General features: G+C 35.5%; 12 protein-coding genes. 11 read left to right on the top strand and 1 reads right to left on the bottom strand.

The window, feature by feature from the left end; translation table 11 throughout:
* Position 1: 1 nt before the first annotated feature.
* The 8 genes from HMPREF0077_RS08105 to HMPREF0077_RS08070 all read left to right on the top strand — a co-directional run bounded on the left by HMPREF0077_RS08105 (position 2) and on the right by HMPREF0077_RS08070 (position 10,516).
* On the top strand, positions 2-583 hold the full coding sequence (locus HMPREF0077_RS08105; protein WP_004837526.1) for a UvrB/UvrC motif-containing protein: 582 nt from the start codon (positions 2-4) through the stop codon (positions 581-583).
* Positions 580-1,548: an ATP--guanido phosphotransferase gene (locus HMPREF0077_RS08100; RefSeq protein WP_004837525.1), complete on the top strand. Its 969-nt coding sequence runs from the start codon at positions 580-582 to the stop codon at positions 1,546-1,548. The genes HMPREF0077_RS08105 and HMPREF0077_RS08100 overlap by 4 nt, the downstream gene beginning before the upstream one ends.
* Complete coding sequence (locus HMPREF0077_RS08095) at positions 1,548-3,992, top strand: ATP-dependent Clp protease ATP-binding subunit (RefSeq protein WP_004837524.1); 2,445 nt, start codon at positions 1,548-1,550, stop codon at positions 3,990-3,992. The genes HMPREF0077_RS08100 and HMPREF0077_RS08095 overlap by 1 nt, the downstream gene beginning before the upstream one ends.
* Positions 3,993-4,600: 608 nt before the next feature.
* Positions 4,601-5,926, top strand: a complete 1,326-nt coding sequence (locus HMPREF0077_RS08090; RefSeq protein ID WP_004837523.1) for a sugar ABC transporter substrate-binding protein — start codon at positions 4,601-4,603, stop codon at positions 5,924-5,926.
* Between the two features lie 112 nt (positions 5,927-6,038).
* Positions 6,039-6,494 carry a hypothetical protein gene (locus HMPREF0077_RS08085; RefSeq protein ID WP_231723850.1) on the top strand — a complete coding sequence of 152 codons (456 nt, stop codon included), beginning with the start codon at positions 6,039-6,041 and terminating at the stop codon, positions 6,492-6,494.
* Between the two features lies 1 nt (position 6,495).
* Entirely contained in the window at positions 6,496-8,526 is a 2,031-nt protein-coding gene (locus tag HMPREF0077_RS08080) for an ABC transporter permease subunit (RefSeq protein ID WP_004837521.1), read from the top strand.
* A 1-nt stretch (position 8,527) separates the two neighbouring features.
* Positions 8,528-9,421: a sugar ABC transporter permease gene (locus HMPREF0077_RS08075; RefSeq protein ID WP_040349639.1), complete on the top strand. Its 894-nt coding sequence runs from the start codon at positions 8,528-8,530 to the stop codon at positions 9,419-9,421.
* A gap of 9 nt (positions 9,422-9,430) precedes the next feature.
* Positions 9,431-10,516 (top strand): ABC transporter ATP-binding protein, encoded by a 1,086-nt coding sequence (locus tag HMPREF0077_RS08070; protein WP_004837519.1) that lies wholly within the window; start codon positions 9,431-9,433, stop codon positions 10,514-10,516.
* Between the two features lie 25 nt (positions 10,517-10,541).
* Here HMPREF0077_RS08070 and HMPREF0077_RS08065 read toward each other — a convergent pair whose 3' ends face one another.
* A complete protein-coding gene (locus HMPREF0077_RS08065; RefSeq protein WP_004837518.1) occupies positions 10,542-11,000 on the bottom strand; it encodes a methylated-DNA--[protein]-cysteine S-methyltransferase in 459 nt (152 codons plus the stop codon).
* An 81-nt stretch (positions 11,001-11,081) separates the two neighbouring features.
* Between HMPREF0077_RS08065 and HMPREF0077_RS08060 the strand changes: the two genes are divergently transcribed.
* From HMPREF0077_RS08060 to HMPREF0077_RS08050, 3 genes are all read left to right on the top strand, one after another.
* Positions 11,082-12,380 (top strand): glutamate--cysteine ligase, encoded by a 1,299-nt coding sequence (locus tag HMPREF0077_RS08060; protein WP_004837517.1) that lies wholly within the window; start codon positions 11,082-11,084, stop codon positions 12,378-12,380.
* The gene (gene radA / locus HMPREF0077_RS08055; RefSeq protein WP_004837516.1) at positions 12,380-13,747 is read left to right on the top strand and encodes a DNA repair protein RadA; all 1,368 of its coding nucleotides are present in this window, start codon (positions 12,380-12,382) and stop codon (positions 13,745-13,747) included. The genes HMPREF0077_RS08060 and radA overlap by 1 nt, the downstream gene beginning before the upstream one ends.
* 1,331 nt (positions 13,748-15,078) lie before the next feature.
* The coding region (locus HMPREF0077_RS08050; RefSeq protein ID WP_004837515.1) for an FMN-binding protein at positions 15,079-18,726 on the top strand (3,648 nt) is incomplete at its 3' end.

Here is an 18,726-nt window from a genome sequence, read left to right as displayed (position 1 = left end):
TATGAAATGCGATAGATGTGATAATGAAGCGACTGTTACAGTAAAGACTATAATTAATGGCGAGGAGAAAGACTTCCACTTATGTAACGAATGTGTGATGAAATTTACAGACCTTGCTGTTGATGATAAGGGCGAAATCAAAACTGGTATTCAAAAGCTTGATAAGAAAAAAATCGAGAACTTAATTGATCAATTTTTGCCAAGCCTCGATGAAGTTATAGATTCATATTATGATTATAGGTTCAAGGAGAATAATTATTCCTATGGATTGTTAAATAATCTTGCTGATGATTCTTGCCCTACTTGTGGCAACCTAACATCTTCTATTAGAAAGGGTATCTTTGCTTGTCCAGACTGTTATAAGTTTGATGATAGGCTTACAGATAAGATCCTTAAAACCTTTAACAATTACAGCTTATATGAAGGAAAGTTTCCTAGAAGAGAGAGGGACTTTAAGGATATAGCTGTAAAAATTAAAAATCTTCAAGAACAACTCCAAGTTTTAGTAGAGATTGAAGATTATGAGAAGGCAGCTGAGATAAAAGAGCAGATAGACGAATTGAATATGCAGGTGAAAAATTGATAGAATATACAAAAGATATAATCCTATCTTCTAATCTCTCCCTTAGGAGAAATATCAGAGGCTATGATTTTCCAGCTTCCATGTCCTATGAGGCGAGTGGGGAGATTATAGATATATTCAGGGGGATTTTTGGAGATAGGCTAATCCTTCTAGAAGAATTAGATGAGAATACCCTTAATGAACTCATAAATTCTTTCGTTCTTAGTGAAGATTGTACCACCAAGGCCCTAAAGATTGGTCTTGTCTTTGAAGATGATTATATTATAGTTATAAATGATAGAGACCACTTGTCAATAAATGTTAGGGATTTTAATCTCGACTTGAAATCGGCCTACAAGAAGGCTTCCTTGCTTGAAGAAGGCCTTGATGAAAGTTTAGATTTTGCCTTTTCTCCTGAGTATGGTTATTTGACCCAGGATGGGAGAAATACGGGAAATGGCCTTGAGATTTTCGTAAAATGTTTCTTTTTTGCTATGGTTGATGACGAGAAGGCGTATTTTGGCTTAAAGCAAAGCCTCATCCACGAAGCTATCTACTTGCAAAAGTTTGTTCCTAAAAATTACAAGAGATATGCTGATGACTTGTATCTTCTAAAGAACATCGGCAATTATTGGAAGGATATAGACAAGATTTTAGCCAAGTTTGAGAAGGCCCTAGATATTTTAGTGAGAAATGAGAGAAGATTTAGAAGAGATTATCTAGTTTTAAATGGTATAAAAGAAGCTGAGATTGAAGATTATATAGAAGTTATGTTAAGTAATCTAAAGCTTGGTCTTGATAAGAGCTTGGAGCTTTTAGCAAAAGACCTCTATGGTCTTAAAAAATACAGACTTTTAGCCTTCGATACTGATTTTACAAATGATGAACTAGACTATCTTATATTTAACCTAACAAAGAATAAGTATGAGGGAAATAGGGATGATAGAAGAAACCTATTTCTAAAGGAATATATTGAGGAGCGATAATGGAAAATAATAGACTAAATAGACTTACCTCCCAGGCAAGAAGAGAGTCGTATTCCCTAAATCATGATTATATAGGAAGCGAACACCTCCTACTTGCCTTGATGAAAACAGGCTCCATAGCCAACAAGGCCCTAGAAAAAAGTGGGGCGAATTATGATCTTTTTAGATCAATTGTAATAAACAACATAGGCAGGGGAACTTGCCAAAGACCTGCCACAGAGTTTTCCAAAAATGTAAGGGATATTTTTGAAAGAGCAAGGCAGATTGCCATGAAAAGGAAAAGTTCTATGGCAAGCGAGGAAGATATTCTTCTTTCGATAATTAATGATGACGATTCCTTTACCAACCTTATGTTTCTCTTATCAGGTATTGATAAGAATATCATAGCCAACAATCTGGAAAACATGTTGAGGGAAGTCTATAAGGCAAATGCCTCATCATCTGAATTTTCTGAAAATGTAAGTAAATTTACAAACAACCTAAATGACCTTGCTAAGGCTGGCAAAATCGACCCTGTTATAGGTAGGGATGACGAGATAGAAAGACTCATACAAATTCTTATGAGAAGAAGAAAGAACAATCTTATTCTTATAGGAGCACCTGGTGTAGGAAAAACCGCTATAGCAGAAGGTCTTGCCCAAAGAATTGTCGATGAAGACGTACCAAAAATTATAAAAGATAAGATAATACTAAGCCTTGACCTTGCCAGCATGATAGCTGGAAGTAAGTACAGGGGAGATTTCGAAGATAGATTAAAGAAACTATTTGAAGAATTAGAAAAAAGAGACGATGTAATCTTATTTATAGATGAATTTCACATGGTTCTTGGGGCTGGAGCATCCGAAGGATCAATGGATGCGGCAAACATCCTAAAGCCAATTCTTGCCAGGGGAGAGATACAAATTATGGGGGCTACAACCATAGATGAATATAGGAAGCATGTCGAAAAAGATTCTGCCCTTAGCCGTCGTATGCAACCAATTCAAGTCGATGAGCCTAGCCTTGACGATTCAAGAAAAATCATAGAAGGCCTAAAGGATAAGTATGAAGCCCACCATGGGGTAGAAATAAGAGAAGATGCCATAAAAGCTGCAGTAGAATTATCGGATAGGTATATAACAGATAGGTTTCTACCTGATAAGGCTATAGATTTAATAGATGAATCCTGTGCTAAGCTTAGAATAAGAGCCTACCAAGAAGAGGGAGAAGCAAGTTCTAACAAAGATTTCCTAGAAGATTTGCTTATAAAAAAAGAAAAAGCTGTAAGAGATCAAGACTTCGAAACAGCAGCAGAGCTTAGAGATAAGATAAACCAAGCTAAGTTTGACCTAGAAATCGAAAAAGAAAAAGAAAAGGAAAATAAGGATAAACTCTTTATAGCCTATGATGATATAGCAAGTGTTGTAGCAAAATGGTCCAAAGTCCCAGTTGAAAAACTCACAGAAGATGAGAAAGAAAAATATTCAAGGCTTGACAAAGAGCTAAAAATGGCAGTAATAGGTCAAAAAGATGCCATAGATTCAGTAGCAAGGTCAATAAAAAGGGCCCGTGTAGGTCTTAAAGACCCTAAAAAACCAATTGGCTCCTTCATATTCGTAGGACCAACTGGTGTAGGAAAGACCTATCTTGCAAAAACCCTAGCCCAAGACCTCTTTGGCTCAGTCGATAAGCTAATAAGAATTGACATGAGTGAATATATGGAGAAATTTGCAGTTTCAAGATTAGTAGGTTCTCCTCCAGGCTATGTAGGCTATGAAGAAGGCGGTCAGCTAACTGAAGCTGTAAGGACAAATCCTTACTCGGTTGTCCTCTTTGATGAGATAGAAAAGGCTCATCCAGACGTATTCAACCTACTTTTACAAATCCTAGATGACGGAAGGCTTACAGATGGTCAAGGAAGAACTGTTGATTTTAAGAACACAATCATAATAATGACCAGCAATGTCGGAGTAAGAAGTCTTAGCACGACCAAGACCATAGGTTTTGAACTAGAAGATGAAAAAAAGATAAACGAAGAAAGAACAAAGGATATAATACAAAAGGCCATCAAGGACTCCTTTGCTCCAGAATTTCTAAATAGGCTCGATCAAGTAATAATGTTTAAGCCTTTAGGAGAAAAAGAAATCGAAGAAATCACAGGCCTAATGCTTGAAAAAACAAAAGAAAGACTAAATGAAATCGACCTAGATATAAACTATGATCAAAAGCTAGTAAAACTTCTAGCCAAAGAAGGCTTTGACCCAGAATATGGGGCAAGACCACTAGAACGTCACATCACAAAAATGATAGACGATAGGCTAGCAGAAGATATCCTAGATGGCAAACTTAACAGAGATGAAAGCATAAGAATATCAGTTAGGGGAGAAGGCCTAGTCTTTAGAAATTTAAGCAGGGATAAGAAAAAAAGAGAAGAGAAGAAAGAAGTAGAAAAAGTTAATAGTTAAGACAAAGACTAAGGGTTAAAGCTATAAATAGCCAATAAGAAGCTAAGCTTTCTAGCCCCTAGTCTTTTTTAATGAAAAATGCCCCTTAAAAATAATACACTCTTAATCTTATATGCCTCTTCAAAGGAATCTTTTATTAAAAAATATAGGGCATAGAATTTCTAGGTTTGTGTGAAAATTCACACAGAAAATAATAAAGAAAAAAACTGGAACACATTTTCCTTTTTATCTTTTTAAAAATGTATATATTCATATTTTTTTATTATATTTAGCTTTGGGAACAGACTTAGACATAGAAGCTGGAAATATTTTCACAATATCAAATTAATAATTAGAAAGATGTTAAAATGAAGTAAATACGAGCTTATCCATAAAAAAATTAATATTTATACCTAGATTTAAGTGAATGCACTAGCATAGTAGATAAAAAAAGTCAATATGGTGGATTAGTATATTACAAGCCTTGCGAGGGTATAAATATGTATAAAAATTAACAAAGATAAAATTTCGCAAATAGAAAATGCTTCCATTTAATTTCAATTTAATGTATAATATATAATACAGAACTAAATAACGTTTTCATTATTATGGAAGCGAAGGAGGATTAAATGAAAAACAAACTAAAGATGTTGATGGCTTTATCTCTATCAGTTATTCTTGCTTCATGCGGTGGCAAGGGTGGCGATAAGGCTGAGAAAAAAGCAGCGGATCCAGGAGATGTTTCTGGCAAGATTACTGTTCAAGCAGAAGAAGAATGGATGGATTATTATAAGAAGGCTGCTGAGAGAGTTAAGGAAAAATATCCAAAAGCAGAAATCGAATTTAAGACAGTTAAATCTTTTGACCACTTAGATGTAATCGATCAAACAGATGCAAGCAACGAAGATGTTGCTGATTTATTTGCAATTCCTGCAGATAGACTTGCTGGTCTTGTAGAAAATGACATTTTAGGATCAATCGACTCCAAAAAACTAGCTGACGAGATTGGTGGTTGGGATGATTTCGATAAGGGAATAGGTGGAAACTTCAAAATAGATGGTGAATATTTTGCTTTCCCATACAATATCGAAACATTAATTACTTATGTAAATAAGAAAAATGCAGAAGCTAAGGGTGTTGATTTAACAAAACCTATAGAGCTTAATGATGTTAAAGATGAATCAACAGTTCTTCTACCAATATTTGACGCTTGGTACGGAGTTGCTGCAACAAACTCATCAAATATAGAACTTTTAGGAAAAGATGAAGAAGGAAAACTCTTCTCTGACTTTACTAAGGATTGGAAAGATCTTGAACCAGAAAAACAAGCAACTGTTAAAGCTCTTTATGAATACTGGAAAAAACATGATGCAGCTGGAACTAAGTTATTTGACCCAGATGCTGGTTGGGGATATATAGATGATACATTCAAAGAAGGCAAAGGCGGAGTTGCAAGACTTGGCGGAGCTTGGGATGCAGCATCAATTTCTGAGCAAGCTGGAAAAGATAACCTAGAGATTTGCCCAATTGATCAAATCACCCTAGCAGGTAAACCACTAAATCACTGGCAAAGTGGTTGGGGACTTGCAATCAATGCTAGAATCGAAGAAGATGCTAACAAAAAAGCTATAGCAGAAGCTATGATTAAAGAGATTGTAAATCCTAAATTCGCAACAGATTTATACAAATCTACAGGTAAAATTCTTGAAAATGTAAAGAATGATGACTACCAAAAATCTGATCTACCTGACTCAGACAAGAAGATTATAGAAGCTACAATCAAATCTTATGAGAAAGCTCCAGCTAGACCATTATTCAAGGAATGGGGCAATGTTTGGGATACTTATAAGAATGCAATTCTTTCTTGGAACTCAGTTAAACCTGCCAATGAAGAAGAAGCTTATAAACAATTACAAGCATCATTTAAATCAATGATGGCAAACTTTAACAAATAGTCAATAGGAAATAAGGGGCTGTTAGAATTATGATTTTCATATTTTCATAAAGTTTAGCTTAACTATTTAGGCTTTAAGCTCGACTGGCTTCTGGCCTTAGATGTTAAACTTTATGAAAAGAATTTCATATGAAACATCCCCTTTATCTATTATGATTAGCAAGGAATTAGAAAAAAAGAGAGAAAAATTTCTTATTAGAGTTCTAATAACTTCTGCAATTCTTATCTTGGCCTTGTCTATGGAAGCCTTGATGATGGCAAAAGATGTGGATGTCTATAGAAGCTTTCTCTTAAAAAATCCAGGTCTTAGCTTTGATGAATATATTAACTCGGTTATGTTTAACTTATTCATCAGGGTTTTAAGTCCTCTTGTAATTTCCCTTTATACATTTTTTACAGTAAAAAAATTCGGTGTTAATTTTTTCTACAAGGTCTTCTTTTCGGGAATGACTGTAATTGAAATTATCAACCTCATCCTACAATTTAAAATCGGATCTATATTTTACTATGTAGCTATAATTTTAAACTTCATTTTATTATTTATTATTGCAAGGGAAGAAAGGGTGTAAAATGACATATGATAAATACCTTATAGATGATATTGGTGAACGCCGAGAAAGGAAAAATCAATACATTTTAGATTCTATAAAGGCGGAAGAAAGTGGTGGTCCAAAGATTGACCCCCAAAACCATCCTTATAATCAAAAACTAAAAGCCTATGAAGAAAAGAAAAAAGACCTTTTGAATAAGGCTAGCGAGAAAGCCAAAAATGACCCAAATTATAAGATTGATCAGAAATATTTGAGAGACTTATATTATACCAGGTCAATAGCTAATGATATGTTAGCTTTTTATGAACAAAACAAGGACTTATCTTATGATAGTGAGCTTGATTATAAGTTGTGCAAACTAGATTATGAGCAAATCCCAAAGATTATAGAAAATGATTTGCAATTAAAGAGTCAATTGGAAAGAGCGAATAATAGGCTTGAGAAATTGACTACTGATGAAATTGAAAAAAACAAGAAGTTAATTGAAGCTGATAGGGATGTACTCAAGGATAAATTTGAAGCAGATAATAACAATCTCAAAGAGTCTTTTGAGGGTGGAAGAATTTCCAAAAAAGCCTTCCAAAGTGAAAAGGAACAATTAAAACAAAAGTTCAAAGATCAAAACAAGAGACTAAATTATAGAAATCCTGAGGTTTCCTTAAAGGAAGAAATAGCTTCTATAAAATACAAGATAGAAAAAGACTACAAAAAGGAAATGAAAATCCTTGAAGCTGACAAGGCTGAGGCTAGGAGAAGGACTCCAGTAGAGGTAGAAAAAACTTCTGCCTACAGGTCTATTATTTCTTTGCCAATTCCAGGTCTAGGTCAATTTTTAAATGGTCAATGGCAAAAAGGCTTGTTATTTTTGCTTGGCACTTTATTTATCTACCTAATAGCCATACCTTATGCCCTAGGTTTTGGTAATTACCAAGGCGAGGGTATAGCAGGACTTATTTCTCTTGCTGCTGGCGGAAAAAGACTAGATAGATCAATACTGTTTATGATTGAAGGAATACTTGCTATAGTATTTATAACTTTTTCTTTTCTAATCTATGTCCTATCCTTTAAGGACGTAAGGAGTGTCGAGAAAAAGGAGATGGCAGGTATCAGACCTAACAATTTCTTTGAAACAAAGAAGATGCTAAGAACAGATGGATTCCCATTCTTAATTACAGCTCCTGCCCTAATAGTAATAATATTTATAGTTATAGTTCCTATACTTACAGCTATAATGATATCTTTTACTAATATGGATCCTCAACACCAAAATAAGTTTACTTGGATAGGCCTAAATAACTATATAACCATAGCCAAGGGCCAAGGAATAGCAGGTCAAGCCTTCTGGCACATCTTTGCTTGGACTATAATTTGGACTATACTAGCATCAACTCTTGCTATAGTATTAGGTTTTATTTTTGCTCTTTTGGTAAATAACGAAAGAATTAGGGGAAAGAAGTTCTTTAGGACTGTATATCTTTTGCCTTGGGCTATACCAGCCTTTATTACCATCATGTTCTTCTCAATAATGACCAGCCGTGGTGGAGTTATAGCTGAGGCAATCAATTCCTTATTCCACCTAAGTCTAGATATAAAGAACAACACCTATCAGACTAGGGCGACTTTGATATTATTACAAGGTTGGTTGGGACATTCTTATATCTTCCTCCTAACTACTGGTGTGCTTCAAGCTATACCAAAAGACCTTTATGAGGCAGCAAGTATTGACGGTGCAACTGGAGCTCAAAGAACCTTCAAGATTACAATCCCACTAGTTCTTTTCCAAATAGCTCCAATGCTAATTAACCAATACACCTTTAACTTTAACAACTTCTCAATTATCTACTTATATAACCAAGGTGGTCCATTCAACCCAGAAGTCTATGGAAACCTTGCAGGAAGCTCAGATATCTTGATATCCTATATATATAAGTTAACTATGGAGAATCAATACCAGGCTATAGGTGCTGCGATTACAGTATTCATATCCATAATACTAATCATAATTTCTTATTTTGGATATAAGAATTCTTCAGCTTTTAAGGAGTATTAATATGTTTAAGAAAAAGAAAAATAGCGATTTATATTTATCAGATCTTCAACCCTTATCTGCTGGCGGAAAGACCCTACTAGGCCTTAGCTACATCATCTTATTGATATGGGCAGCCTTTATCTTAGTTCCACTTGTTATAATGGTTGTATCATCATTTAATGGCAATCAAGGTCAATATATATCAATGAGTGGAGATTTTGTCTTCTCACTTGATAATTTCAAATACTTGTTTGAGAAAACTGAATTTTTAAGATGGGTACTTAATACCTTAAAAATTGCGACAGCCACTACCCTACTAACCCTAATCTTTGTATCTTTTACAGGCTATGCTTATTCAAGATTTAGATTTAAGGGTAAAAAGGCTAGTCTTATAACTATAATGCTAGTACAAATAATTCCAGCCTTCGCAGGAATTACAGCTTACTACGCTATCCACTCTATAGTTTCTGGAATAATCCCAGTATTTTCTAGAGCAGCTATGTTAGTTTTAATTTATTCTGGTGGAGCAATAGCTTCTAACACCTTTATCCTAAAGGGCTATCTAGATACTATATCACCAGAGCTTGATGAGGCTGCAAAAATAGATGGATGTTCAAATATACAAGTTTATAGATTAATAATCATGCCACTTGTTCGTCCTATGCTTGCAATAATTGCCCTTCAATGTTTTATAGGACCATTCTTAGATTACATGATGCCAAAAATCTTACTAACAAATCCAAGTGATTACACACTTGCTACAGGACTTTTCACATTGATATCAGATGTTAGAAATATGAACCAACCAGCCTTTGCGGCAGGAGGATTCTTGTCAGCTATTCCTGTAATGCTACTATTTTTAGTATTACAAGATGAACTAGTAAGCGGACTATCATCAGGTGCAGTTAAGGGATAGGAGTTAAAAATGAAAGTAATATTAGATAACTTAGGAAAAAAATATGAGGGTCGTGATAAATTTACGATCAGAAATATAAATCTAGAAATAGATGACAATGATTTTTGTGTAATACTAGGTCCATCTGGATGTGGTAAGTCAACCCTACTTAGGATGATAGCTGGACTTAACTCAATTACAGAAGGAACCCTACGTTTCAATGACAAAATCATGAACACAGTTGAACCAAAGGATAGGGACATAGCTATGGTATTTCAATCATACGCCCTTTATCCACACATGACAGTTTATGATAACATGGCCTTTTCACTAAATATGAAAAAGGAAAGAAAAGAAGTTATAGATCAAAGGATTCAAGACGTAGCAAAGATTCTTCAACTAGAAGATTACCTCTACTCTAGACCATCAGATATTTCAGGTGGACAAAGACAAAGGGTTGCCCTAGGTCGTGCGATTGCGAGAAACCCAGAAGTATTCCTTATGGATGAGCCATTATCCAACCTAGATGCCAAACTTCGTGAGCACATGAGAGTTGAAATTGTAAGAATCCACAATCAACTAGATACTACAAGTATCTACGTTACCCACGATCAAACAGAGGCTATGACAATGGCGACAAAAATAGTTCTTCTTGATAAGGGTATTATCCAACAAGTCGGTGCTCCAAATGAATTTTACCAAAAACCAAACAACCTTTTCGTAGCAGGCTTTATCGGCTCTCCTACCATGAATATTATCAAAGGAAAAATCAAAGATGGTCTTTTTGTAAATGAATCTGGAGAAATAAAGGTTCGCCCAACTGATAAAGATTGGGACAAGATTAAAGCCTACGAGGGTAAAGAAGTTCACCTCGGCATAAGATCTGAAAGATTTATAGCAGAAGAAAGAGACTACAACTCAGTAAATGCTAACATAGAAGTAATAGAGTCCTTGGGTAAGGAACAACTTCTCTATACAAAACTAAAAGATGGCACAGAACTTACAGTAAGTCAACCAGGTTACCTTGACTATGCTGTTGGAGAAGACCACGACTTCACCCTAGATCCTGAAGCCCTACACTTCTTTGATGGCCAAACAACTGAAAGAATTAACTAAAACAAAAGCTCTCAATCGAGAGCTTTTACTTTCCTCCTTTTTCAAGATTTAGTAAATATTCTTTAACTTTTTCTCCATAGGCGAAGCCTCCGAGACTTCCATCTGATTTTTTGACCCTATGGCAGGGATAGATTATAAAAAAAGGATTAGTGGCTAAGGCCCTGGCTACTGGTCTGTAGGCTCTGGGCCTTGCTATTTTTTCGCTTAATTTCTTGTAGGTAGAAGTTTTTCCGTAGGGAATTTTTCTAAGCTCAGAGAGAACTTTCTTCTGGAAGGGACTTAAACTCGTATCGAGGAGCTCATAGGAAGTAAAAATCTTTCTTTTATTTTCCAGATACTCTTCAATTTCAAAAAAAACCCTATCTGTGATTTCAGATTTTTCGTCATTTGTGGAAACTTTATCGACCAATTCTATTTTCTTAATCAAATCTTCATAGCTAAATTTTATAAAGCCTAATTTTGTCTTGTAATATGCGTAGATCATGTCTTAACTATATTATTTGAAGATAAATATGCCACAAAGCGTATAGTAATAGTAATTGCAAGATTAAAGAGAAAGGTTGATATGAATTTTAGAGAAAAGATAGAAAAAATTGTAAATTTTATTAAGAGTGGAGAAAAAGAGACTAAAGACTTTTCTATAGGCTTTGAGTCGGAACACTTTGTAGTTGATAAAGACAGCCTAACGACTATTTCCTATTATGGTAAAGATGGGATTTGTGAGTCCATGGCAGAGATAGGAAGGCTTGGCTATGATATAAAAGAAGAAGAAGGAAACATTCTTGGCCTTAGCAAGGAGAATTTTGATATTTCCATCGAACCTGCCAGTCAATTCGAGCTAGCCATAAGGTCGAAAAAGAGCATTAATGACCTTTATAGGGACTATACAAGGGCTATGGCAGAACTTGTCCCAATATTTGAAAATAAGGGTCAAATTTTGGCAAGTGTTGGATATCATCCCAAAAGCAAAATCTCTGCTATAAAAATCATTCCAAAGAAAAGGTATGATTTCATGTACGAATATTTTAGGATAAATGGAGGGGCCTACGCCCACAATATGATGAAGGGAACAGCGAGCCTTCAAGTAACCATAGATTACGCTAATGAAGAAGATTTTAAGAGAAAATACTTCCTAGCGAGTGCCCTAAGCCCCTTTTTGTATTCGATTTTCGATAATGCCTATATTTTTGAGGGCGAAGTTTATGATAAAAGAAATCTCCGCCAGATGATTTGGGATAATTGTGATAGACAAAGGACGGGAGTCTATCCTTTTGCCTTTGATCATGATCTTTCCTATGAAAAATATGCTAGAAAAATCCTTGATACAGACATAATCTTTATCAAGGAAGATGGAGAAGAAAGCTATAAGGGAAGGGTCAAATTCTCTGAGATCATGGATGAAGACTTTAGTGATGAGATGATTTTTCACGCCCTATCCATAGTATTTCCTGATGTTAGGGCTAAAAAATATCTAGAAATTAGGATGCCAGATGAGCTTCCTTACCCTTACAACTTTGCCTGCCTTGCCCTAATCAAAGGCTTGTTTTATGATGAGGATAACCTAAACAAACTTTATGAGATTTTTGAGGATATGGACTATCCACAAGTAACTAATCTAAAGAGTAGATGCGAAAGATATGGCCTTCATGCCAAGTATAAGGATAAGGAAATCTATAAGTGGGCCTTAGACTTTATAGATTTGGCAAAAAAAGCCTTGGATGATGAGGGAGATTTCCTAGACCCCCTAAGAGAAATTCTTGAAGAAGGAAAAAGCCCTAGAGATATTTACGAAAAGCTCTACAAAAAAGATCCTAGAGAGGCCATAAGAGTTTTCTCTGCTAATAATTCACAAAGGAGTAAGTGATGGCAAAGCTAAAAAAGGCTTACGAATGTAGTAATTGTGGTCATAGCCAGCCTGTGTGGGCTGGTCAATGCCCAGAATGTGGCAAGTGGGGAACCATGCATGAAACTATTTCCGAGAAAACTTGTCCTAAGCAAAGCCTAGTAGTGGAAAATAAAAACGCCATAAAGCTAAAGACCATAGCCCTTGACGAATCGGAAAGAATCAAGTCGACCTATAGTGAATTTGACAGAGCTATTGGAGGAGGTCTTGTTAGGGACTCTGTTTCTATCCTTACAGCAAGACCAGGAGCAGGAAAGTCAACCCTCCTTCTACAATTATCTAAATCTTACGCCGATAAGGGTCTAAAAGTTCTCTACATTTCTGGAGAAGAAAGTGAAAGCCAAATCAAGTCGAGGGCTGATAGGATTATGCCTTCACTTCCAGAAAATATTTGGATTCTTTCGACAGGGTCTATGGACCTTGCTATAAAAGAGATAAAGAAGATAGATTGCGATATAATTTTTCTAGACTCTATTCAAACCTTTAGCCTAGCTGAATTTGACAGTAAGGCAGGAAGCCCTACTCAGACCATAGAAGTAGCCAACAAGGCAGTAGAACTTGCCAAAGATAGTCAAAGAAAAAGAGCGGTTATAATGATAGGCCATATGACAAAAAAAGGCGAGATGGCAGGGCTAAGGACCTTGGAGCACCTAGTTGACACCGTCCTAATCCTAGATGGTGAAAGCGAAGAAGACTTGAGGGTTCTTACTTCGACAAAAAATAGATTCGGAAGAACTGGTGAGATAGGTCTATTTTCTATGGATGAGGACGGACTTAATGAAATAACAAATCCGAGCGAATACTTCATAACAGAAAGAAATACCGCCATAGAAGGTTCGGCAATCTCTGTAACCAAGGAAGGCTCAAGACTCTTAGAAGTAGAAATCGAATCCTTGGTATCAAGATCTTTTATGCCCTATCCTCAAAGGATAGGCGACTCCCTAAGAAGGGATGACCTAAACACCCTAATCTCGATTCTTCAAGAAAGAGCAGGCCTTAATCTCTATGATCAAAATGTCATAATAAAAACAACTGGAGGACTAAAACTAGGCGAGCCTTCAGTAAACTTGGCAATAATGATCTCCATTGCATCATCCCTAATGAAAGTCCCAGTATCTGATAAGAGCGTATTTATAGCCGAAGTGGGCTTAACTGGTGAGCTTAAAAAAGTTCCCCAAATCAAGCAAAGACTAAAAGAAATCGAAAGACTTGGCTACAAAAATGCCTATGTGGCAAAAAATTCTGTAGATGAAAAAGAATTTAATGACCTAAAAATAATCCAACTAGCAAATATCAGAGAAGTTGTAAAAGAGGTCTTGGGAAAATAAAAACTAGAAAAAAACTTTAATCGGCTAAAATGCCAAGAAATTTATGAACGCCTATAAAAAAATTATGGCTTTCTGGAAAATCAAATAATAAAAAACAGACTAAAAGCTTTGAAATCGCTCTAAAACGCCTTCAAAGCTTTATCTTTTGCCTGGGGCTTTTTAGATAAAAAAATAAAATCTTAACAGAAATTTAATATCACATCATTTATACTATACCCAGAGGGTATAGTATATGATTTTATATTTATTCACAAATATAAAATTTTTAACCTTTTATAAAATTTGGGAAAATTAAAAAAATTAAAATTTTTGTGGTCAAGACTCAAGGAAAAATAAACTTTTTATAAGCAAATCACACTTTTACAAGCTTCTAAGAAAAGAAGCACTCCAAAAAAATTGTAAACATCAACATTTATAGCGATAAACCCCCAGAATAAGAAACTAATAAATCATTATAAAAAATCCCTAAAAAAATTTAAAAAAGTATTGACAATGATAATTGTTCTCTTTATAATAAGAATTGATTGCAGTATTATATTTATATAGTTGCATAATTGCATAAAATATTGCATATAAAGTTGAGAGTATAGACAAAACTCCTTGATAATCCTTTCTAGAAAACAAAACCTGAGTCTAAACAAAACTCCCACAATTTGACGGCTAAGGTATATGTTATTTCTTTCTTTGTTTCTATTAGTGCTCTCAAAGATTTTGTCTATAAGCTGGGCTTTATATAGTTTATAGGCTTGCTTTCTAGATGATTTTCTCTAGCTTGCAAGCCCTATAAGCTATCAACCGGCAAACATTTAAAATGCAAAGTGGATTACATTGCTATAGCTAGGATTAATTTCTAGCTAGACTCATAGGAAATATCTGTGACCAGAGGAAGGATAAGTTAAGCTACTTAACTATGGTATTTTATCTTCTTGTTAGAATCCTATAGGAAAAGCCATATCTCATAGAAGTCTTGTTAATTTTCACAAAAATCCTTATTGTTCACTATGAAAGTGGATTTATTATTAAGAGTCTATAGGTTAGATTTTTGAATGTTACATACTCAACTGAACGTATAAAAACGATATCAAGGCTAAAGCCTCTAAATATAGCTAAAGGCGAACTTAGGCTAGTAAATAAGAAAAAGAAATGAAAAAGCTTATTTATCGAAAAATAAGAAAATATTGATGCTAACTTATTGTCTACTAGATAGGATTGGACTTTGCTATTATTCGAAACTTAGTTCTAAGACTTGGCTATAGCGAAAAGATTGCAAACAAACTTATACAATTATAAAAATAATAACTGTAATTAATAAAATAAGTTAGGAGTAGTTAATGGGGAATAAAAGATTAGAGTGGATATCTGTATCGTCACTTATACTCGCTATTTCTGCTGGAATTGTATTCGGAACAATTTCCATAGGCTCTCAGTCTAAAAAAGCTGATAGTCCAAAAAACAAGACCGAGCAGACGGAAGACAAAGACAAAAATACAGAAAAACACAAAAAAGATGATCTTAATGATGATAGTACCTATACTGACGGCGTCTATGAAGGAAGCGCAAGAGGTTATAGCAGTGATGTAACAGTTAAAGTTACTATAAAAGATGGAAAAATAGCGGATATTGAAGTTGTTTCACAAGATGAAACACCTGAATACTTTAATGAAGCTGTAAAAGTCTTAGATGATATAATTGATGCCAACAGTACTGACGTAGATTCTATCTCAGGAGCAACCATATCATCAGATGCCTTAAAAGAAGCTGTTCAAAACGCTTTGCAAAAAGCTGAGAAGAAGGGAACTTCAAAAAAAGGAAAATCCCAAAAGAATAAGAATAAGAAAAAATCTAGCGCTAGAAGCAGAAAATCTAGATCTAGTGGATCAGCTATTGGTCATTCTTCTGGACCAGCAAGGTCTCTGGCTTCATCATCAGTTAATATACCAGAAGGTGGTCGCCTAAAAGATGGAACATACCAAGGATCTGCCTCAGGATATAGGGGAAATATAAGCGTATCTGTAAGCGTAAGAGATGGCAAAATTGCTGGCGTAGACATCCTTAGCTACAATGATGATGATGCTTACTTTAACAGTGCCCTTGCAGTAATCAACAGGATGATTGGTCAAACAAGTGCTAATGTTGATTCAGTATCAGGAGCAACCTACTCAAGCGTGGGCATAATAAATGCTGTAAATGATGCTCTAAATAAGGCAGTTGAAGGCCCATCTCAAGGTAAAAATAATAAAAGAAAAGCAAATTCAAAAGCTGCAAACAAGCCACTAGCAAAAAATAAGAAAACAGAAAATGACAAAAAACCTGGAAGCAAGTCCAAAGATAAGCCATCAACCCAAGCTACAAGGCCAAAAGAAGGCAAGCTAAAAGATGGAACATACACAGGATCTGCTAGAGGCTTTAAGGGAAATATCGGCGTATCAGTAACAATAAAAGATGGTAAAATAGCAAGCGTCGATATAACAACGAATGAAGATGACCAAGCCTACTTCAACAGTGCTCTAGGAGTAATCAACAAGATGATAGGCAAACAAAGCGGAACAGTTGATTCAATATCAGGAGCAACCTACTCAAGTGTGGGAATAATGAATGCAGTAAACGATGCAATCAACAAGGCTATAGATAATTCATCAAGTAAAATCCCAAGCCTTCCTACACCAGCACCAAGTCCACTTCCTACACCAAGTCCATCACCAGCACCAAGCCCAGTGCCAACACCAAGCCCACTTCCACCAAAAGAAGGCAAGCTAAAAGATGGAACATACACAGGATCTGCTAGAGGCTTTAAGGGAAATATCGGCGTATCAGTAACAATAAAAGATGGTAAAATAGCAAGCGTCGATATAACAACGAATGAAGATGATCAGGCCTACTTCAACAGTGCTCTTGGAGTAATCAACAAGATGATAGGCAAACAAAGCGGAACAGTTGATTCAATATCAGGAGCAACCTACTCAAGTGTGGGAATAATGAATGCAGTAAATGATGCAATCAACAAGGCTATAGATGATTCATCAAGTAAGATTCCAGAAATTCCTAAACCAAACCCATCTCTTCCACCACTACCACAACCACTACCAGAACCAGGCCCAGGTAGTGAAGAAAAACCAGGCGAAAAACCAGCACCAAGCCCAGGAAGCGAAGAAAAACCAGGCGAAAAACCACAACCAAGCCCAGGCAGTGAAGAAAAACCGGGCGAAAAACCACAACCAGGCCCAGGCAGTGAAGAAAAACCAGGTGAAAAACCACAACCAGGTCCAGGTAGCGAAGAAAAACCAGGCGAAAAACCACAAAGCAAGGAAGAAAAGGCCCTAGAAGAGAACATGAGAAAGGGAGAGCTTGCTGAGGGTTCATTTGACGGAGAAGGCTCTGGATACAATACTGGAAAAGGAAAAGTTAAGACAAAAGTAAAAATAAAAGATGGCAAAATCATAGACATTGTAAGAGATGAAGATAGCTACCCAGATGATGGAGACTCATTCAGAACAACATCTGCCAAGATAATTAAATTCCTAAAAGACCCTGTAAATGGTAAGCGTAACATAGCTATAATGAAAATGCACATGGATATGGTAGAGCAAATTGCAAATGCTACAGATCCTGTTGCTAAGGCTAGGGAGCTTGTTGGGGATTATGGAGCAAACTATATCAAGAATAATAAGGATAATCCATCCTTCCCTCTAAGAGCTTACGCTTCATATGCAGTCAAAGCCTACCTATCACCAAAATACAAGGCTAAGGAAATGTATGATGCAGTATCAGGTGCCACATTATCAGCTGGAGGAACAGCCCTATCTGTAGATGCTGCCCTTGCTAAAGCAGAAAATGATAAAAAGACAAATAGCAATATAGACAAAATTGAAATTGTAGAAAACAAGGATGCCTTGATAGAGAAAAACTTCTACACCAAAAAGGTAGAGTTGCTTTCAAATAAAGCTGACTTACTTGATTTGAGTGATTTAAAAGTAAAACTTATTTACAAGGATAAGAAGGAAGAAATAGTTTCCTACAAGGATTTTGCTAAGTATGGCCTAGAAATCAAAGGTGAAGATGGAAAAGCTATTTCTGATAAGATGAACTTTACAGATGAAGTAAAGAATAAAAAAGTTCTTAATGCAACAATTACCCACAAGGACTCAAAGAGAAGTGTAGATTTAGCTATTAAATTCGGTCTTTATAGCAAGGACTATATAAAGAAAATGGAATATAGCCTAGATGATGGCAAAAATTGGAAAGAGATAGCAAATCCAGCTTTATCATATGAAAACAAGAAAAATATAGCTGATAAGCAAAGCATAATGCTAAAGAAAGATGAGCTAGGAAAGCAAATCTTAGTTAAGACTACTACAGTAAGTGGAAAGACTTACACCTACAAGAGTGACAAAGATGGAGTTAAGTTTGATAGCATAAGACTTCTTTGTACAGATAATTCTTATGAGAAAAATAACAACGCATCATTTGCAGTTTTCCTTGTTATTAGTGAAGATAAGTCAACTCCAAGTAAGCCAGGTCATGAAGTAGATCCACAAAAACCAGAAACTGAAGCTAGCGATGGTGATATCGACCTAACATTTGCTGATAAGAACCTTAACCACAGAAAGATTGATGACCTTACAATCAAGGCTGCCAATGGTGTTACAATAACATCTGCTGAGGGACTACCAGATGGCCTAAGGCTAGAAGGAAATAAGATAGTAGGAACTATTGAAATAGCAGATGATAAGTTCGATGGAACTAATAAGGTGATTGATGTAACAATCCATGCAACAAAAGATGGAAACAACATCAAGAAAACTTTCAAGATGAATCTCTACCAAGATAAGGACAGGGATGGAATAAATGATGACGACGATGCAAATCCAAATGCCTTCAATCCTGAATTTAAGGGAAAAGCATATAAAGACAAATGCTTGACTGGTTTTATTGGTGACGATGAGCCAAGCATAGATGACTACAAGAAGTTGTTTAAAAAC

This window comes from Anaerococcus tetradius ATCC 35098 (assembly GCF_000159095.1).
Classification (GTDB): Bacteria; Bacillota; Clostridia; order Tissierellales; family Peptoniphilaceae; genus Anaerococcus; species Anaerococcus tetradius.
Note: the sequence above shows the minus strand (reverse complement) of the source record. Positions and strands in the feature narration are given on the sequence as shown.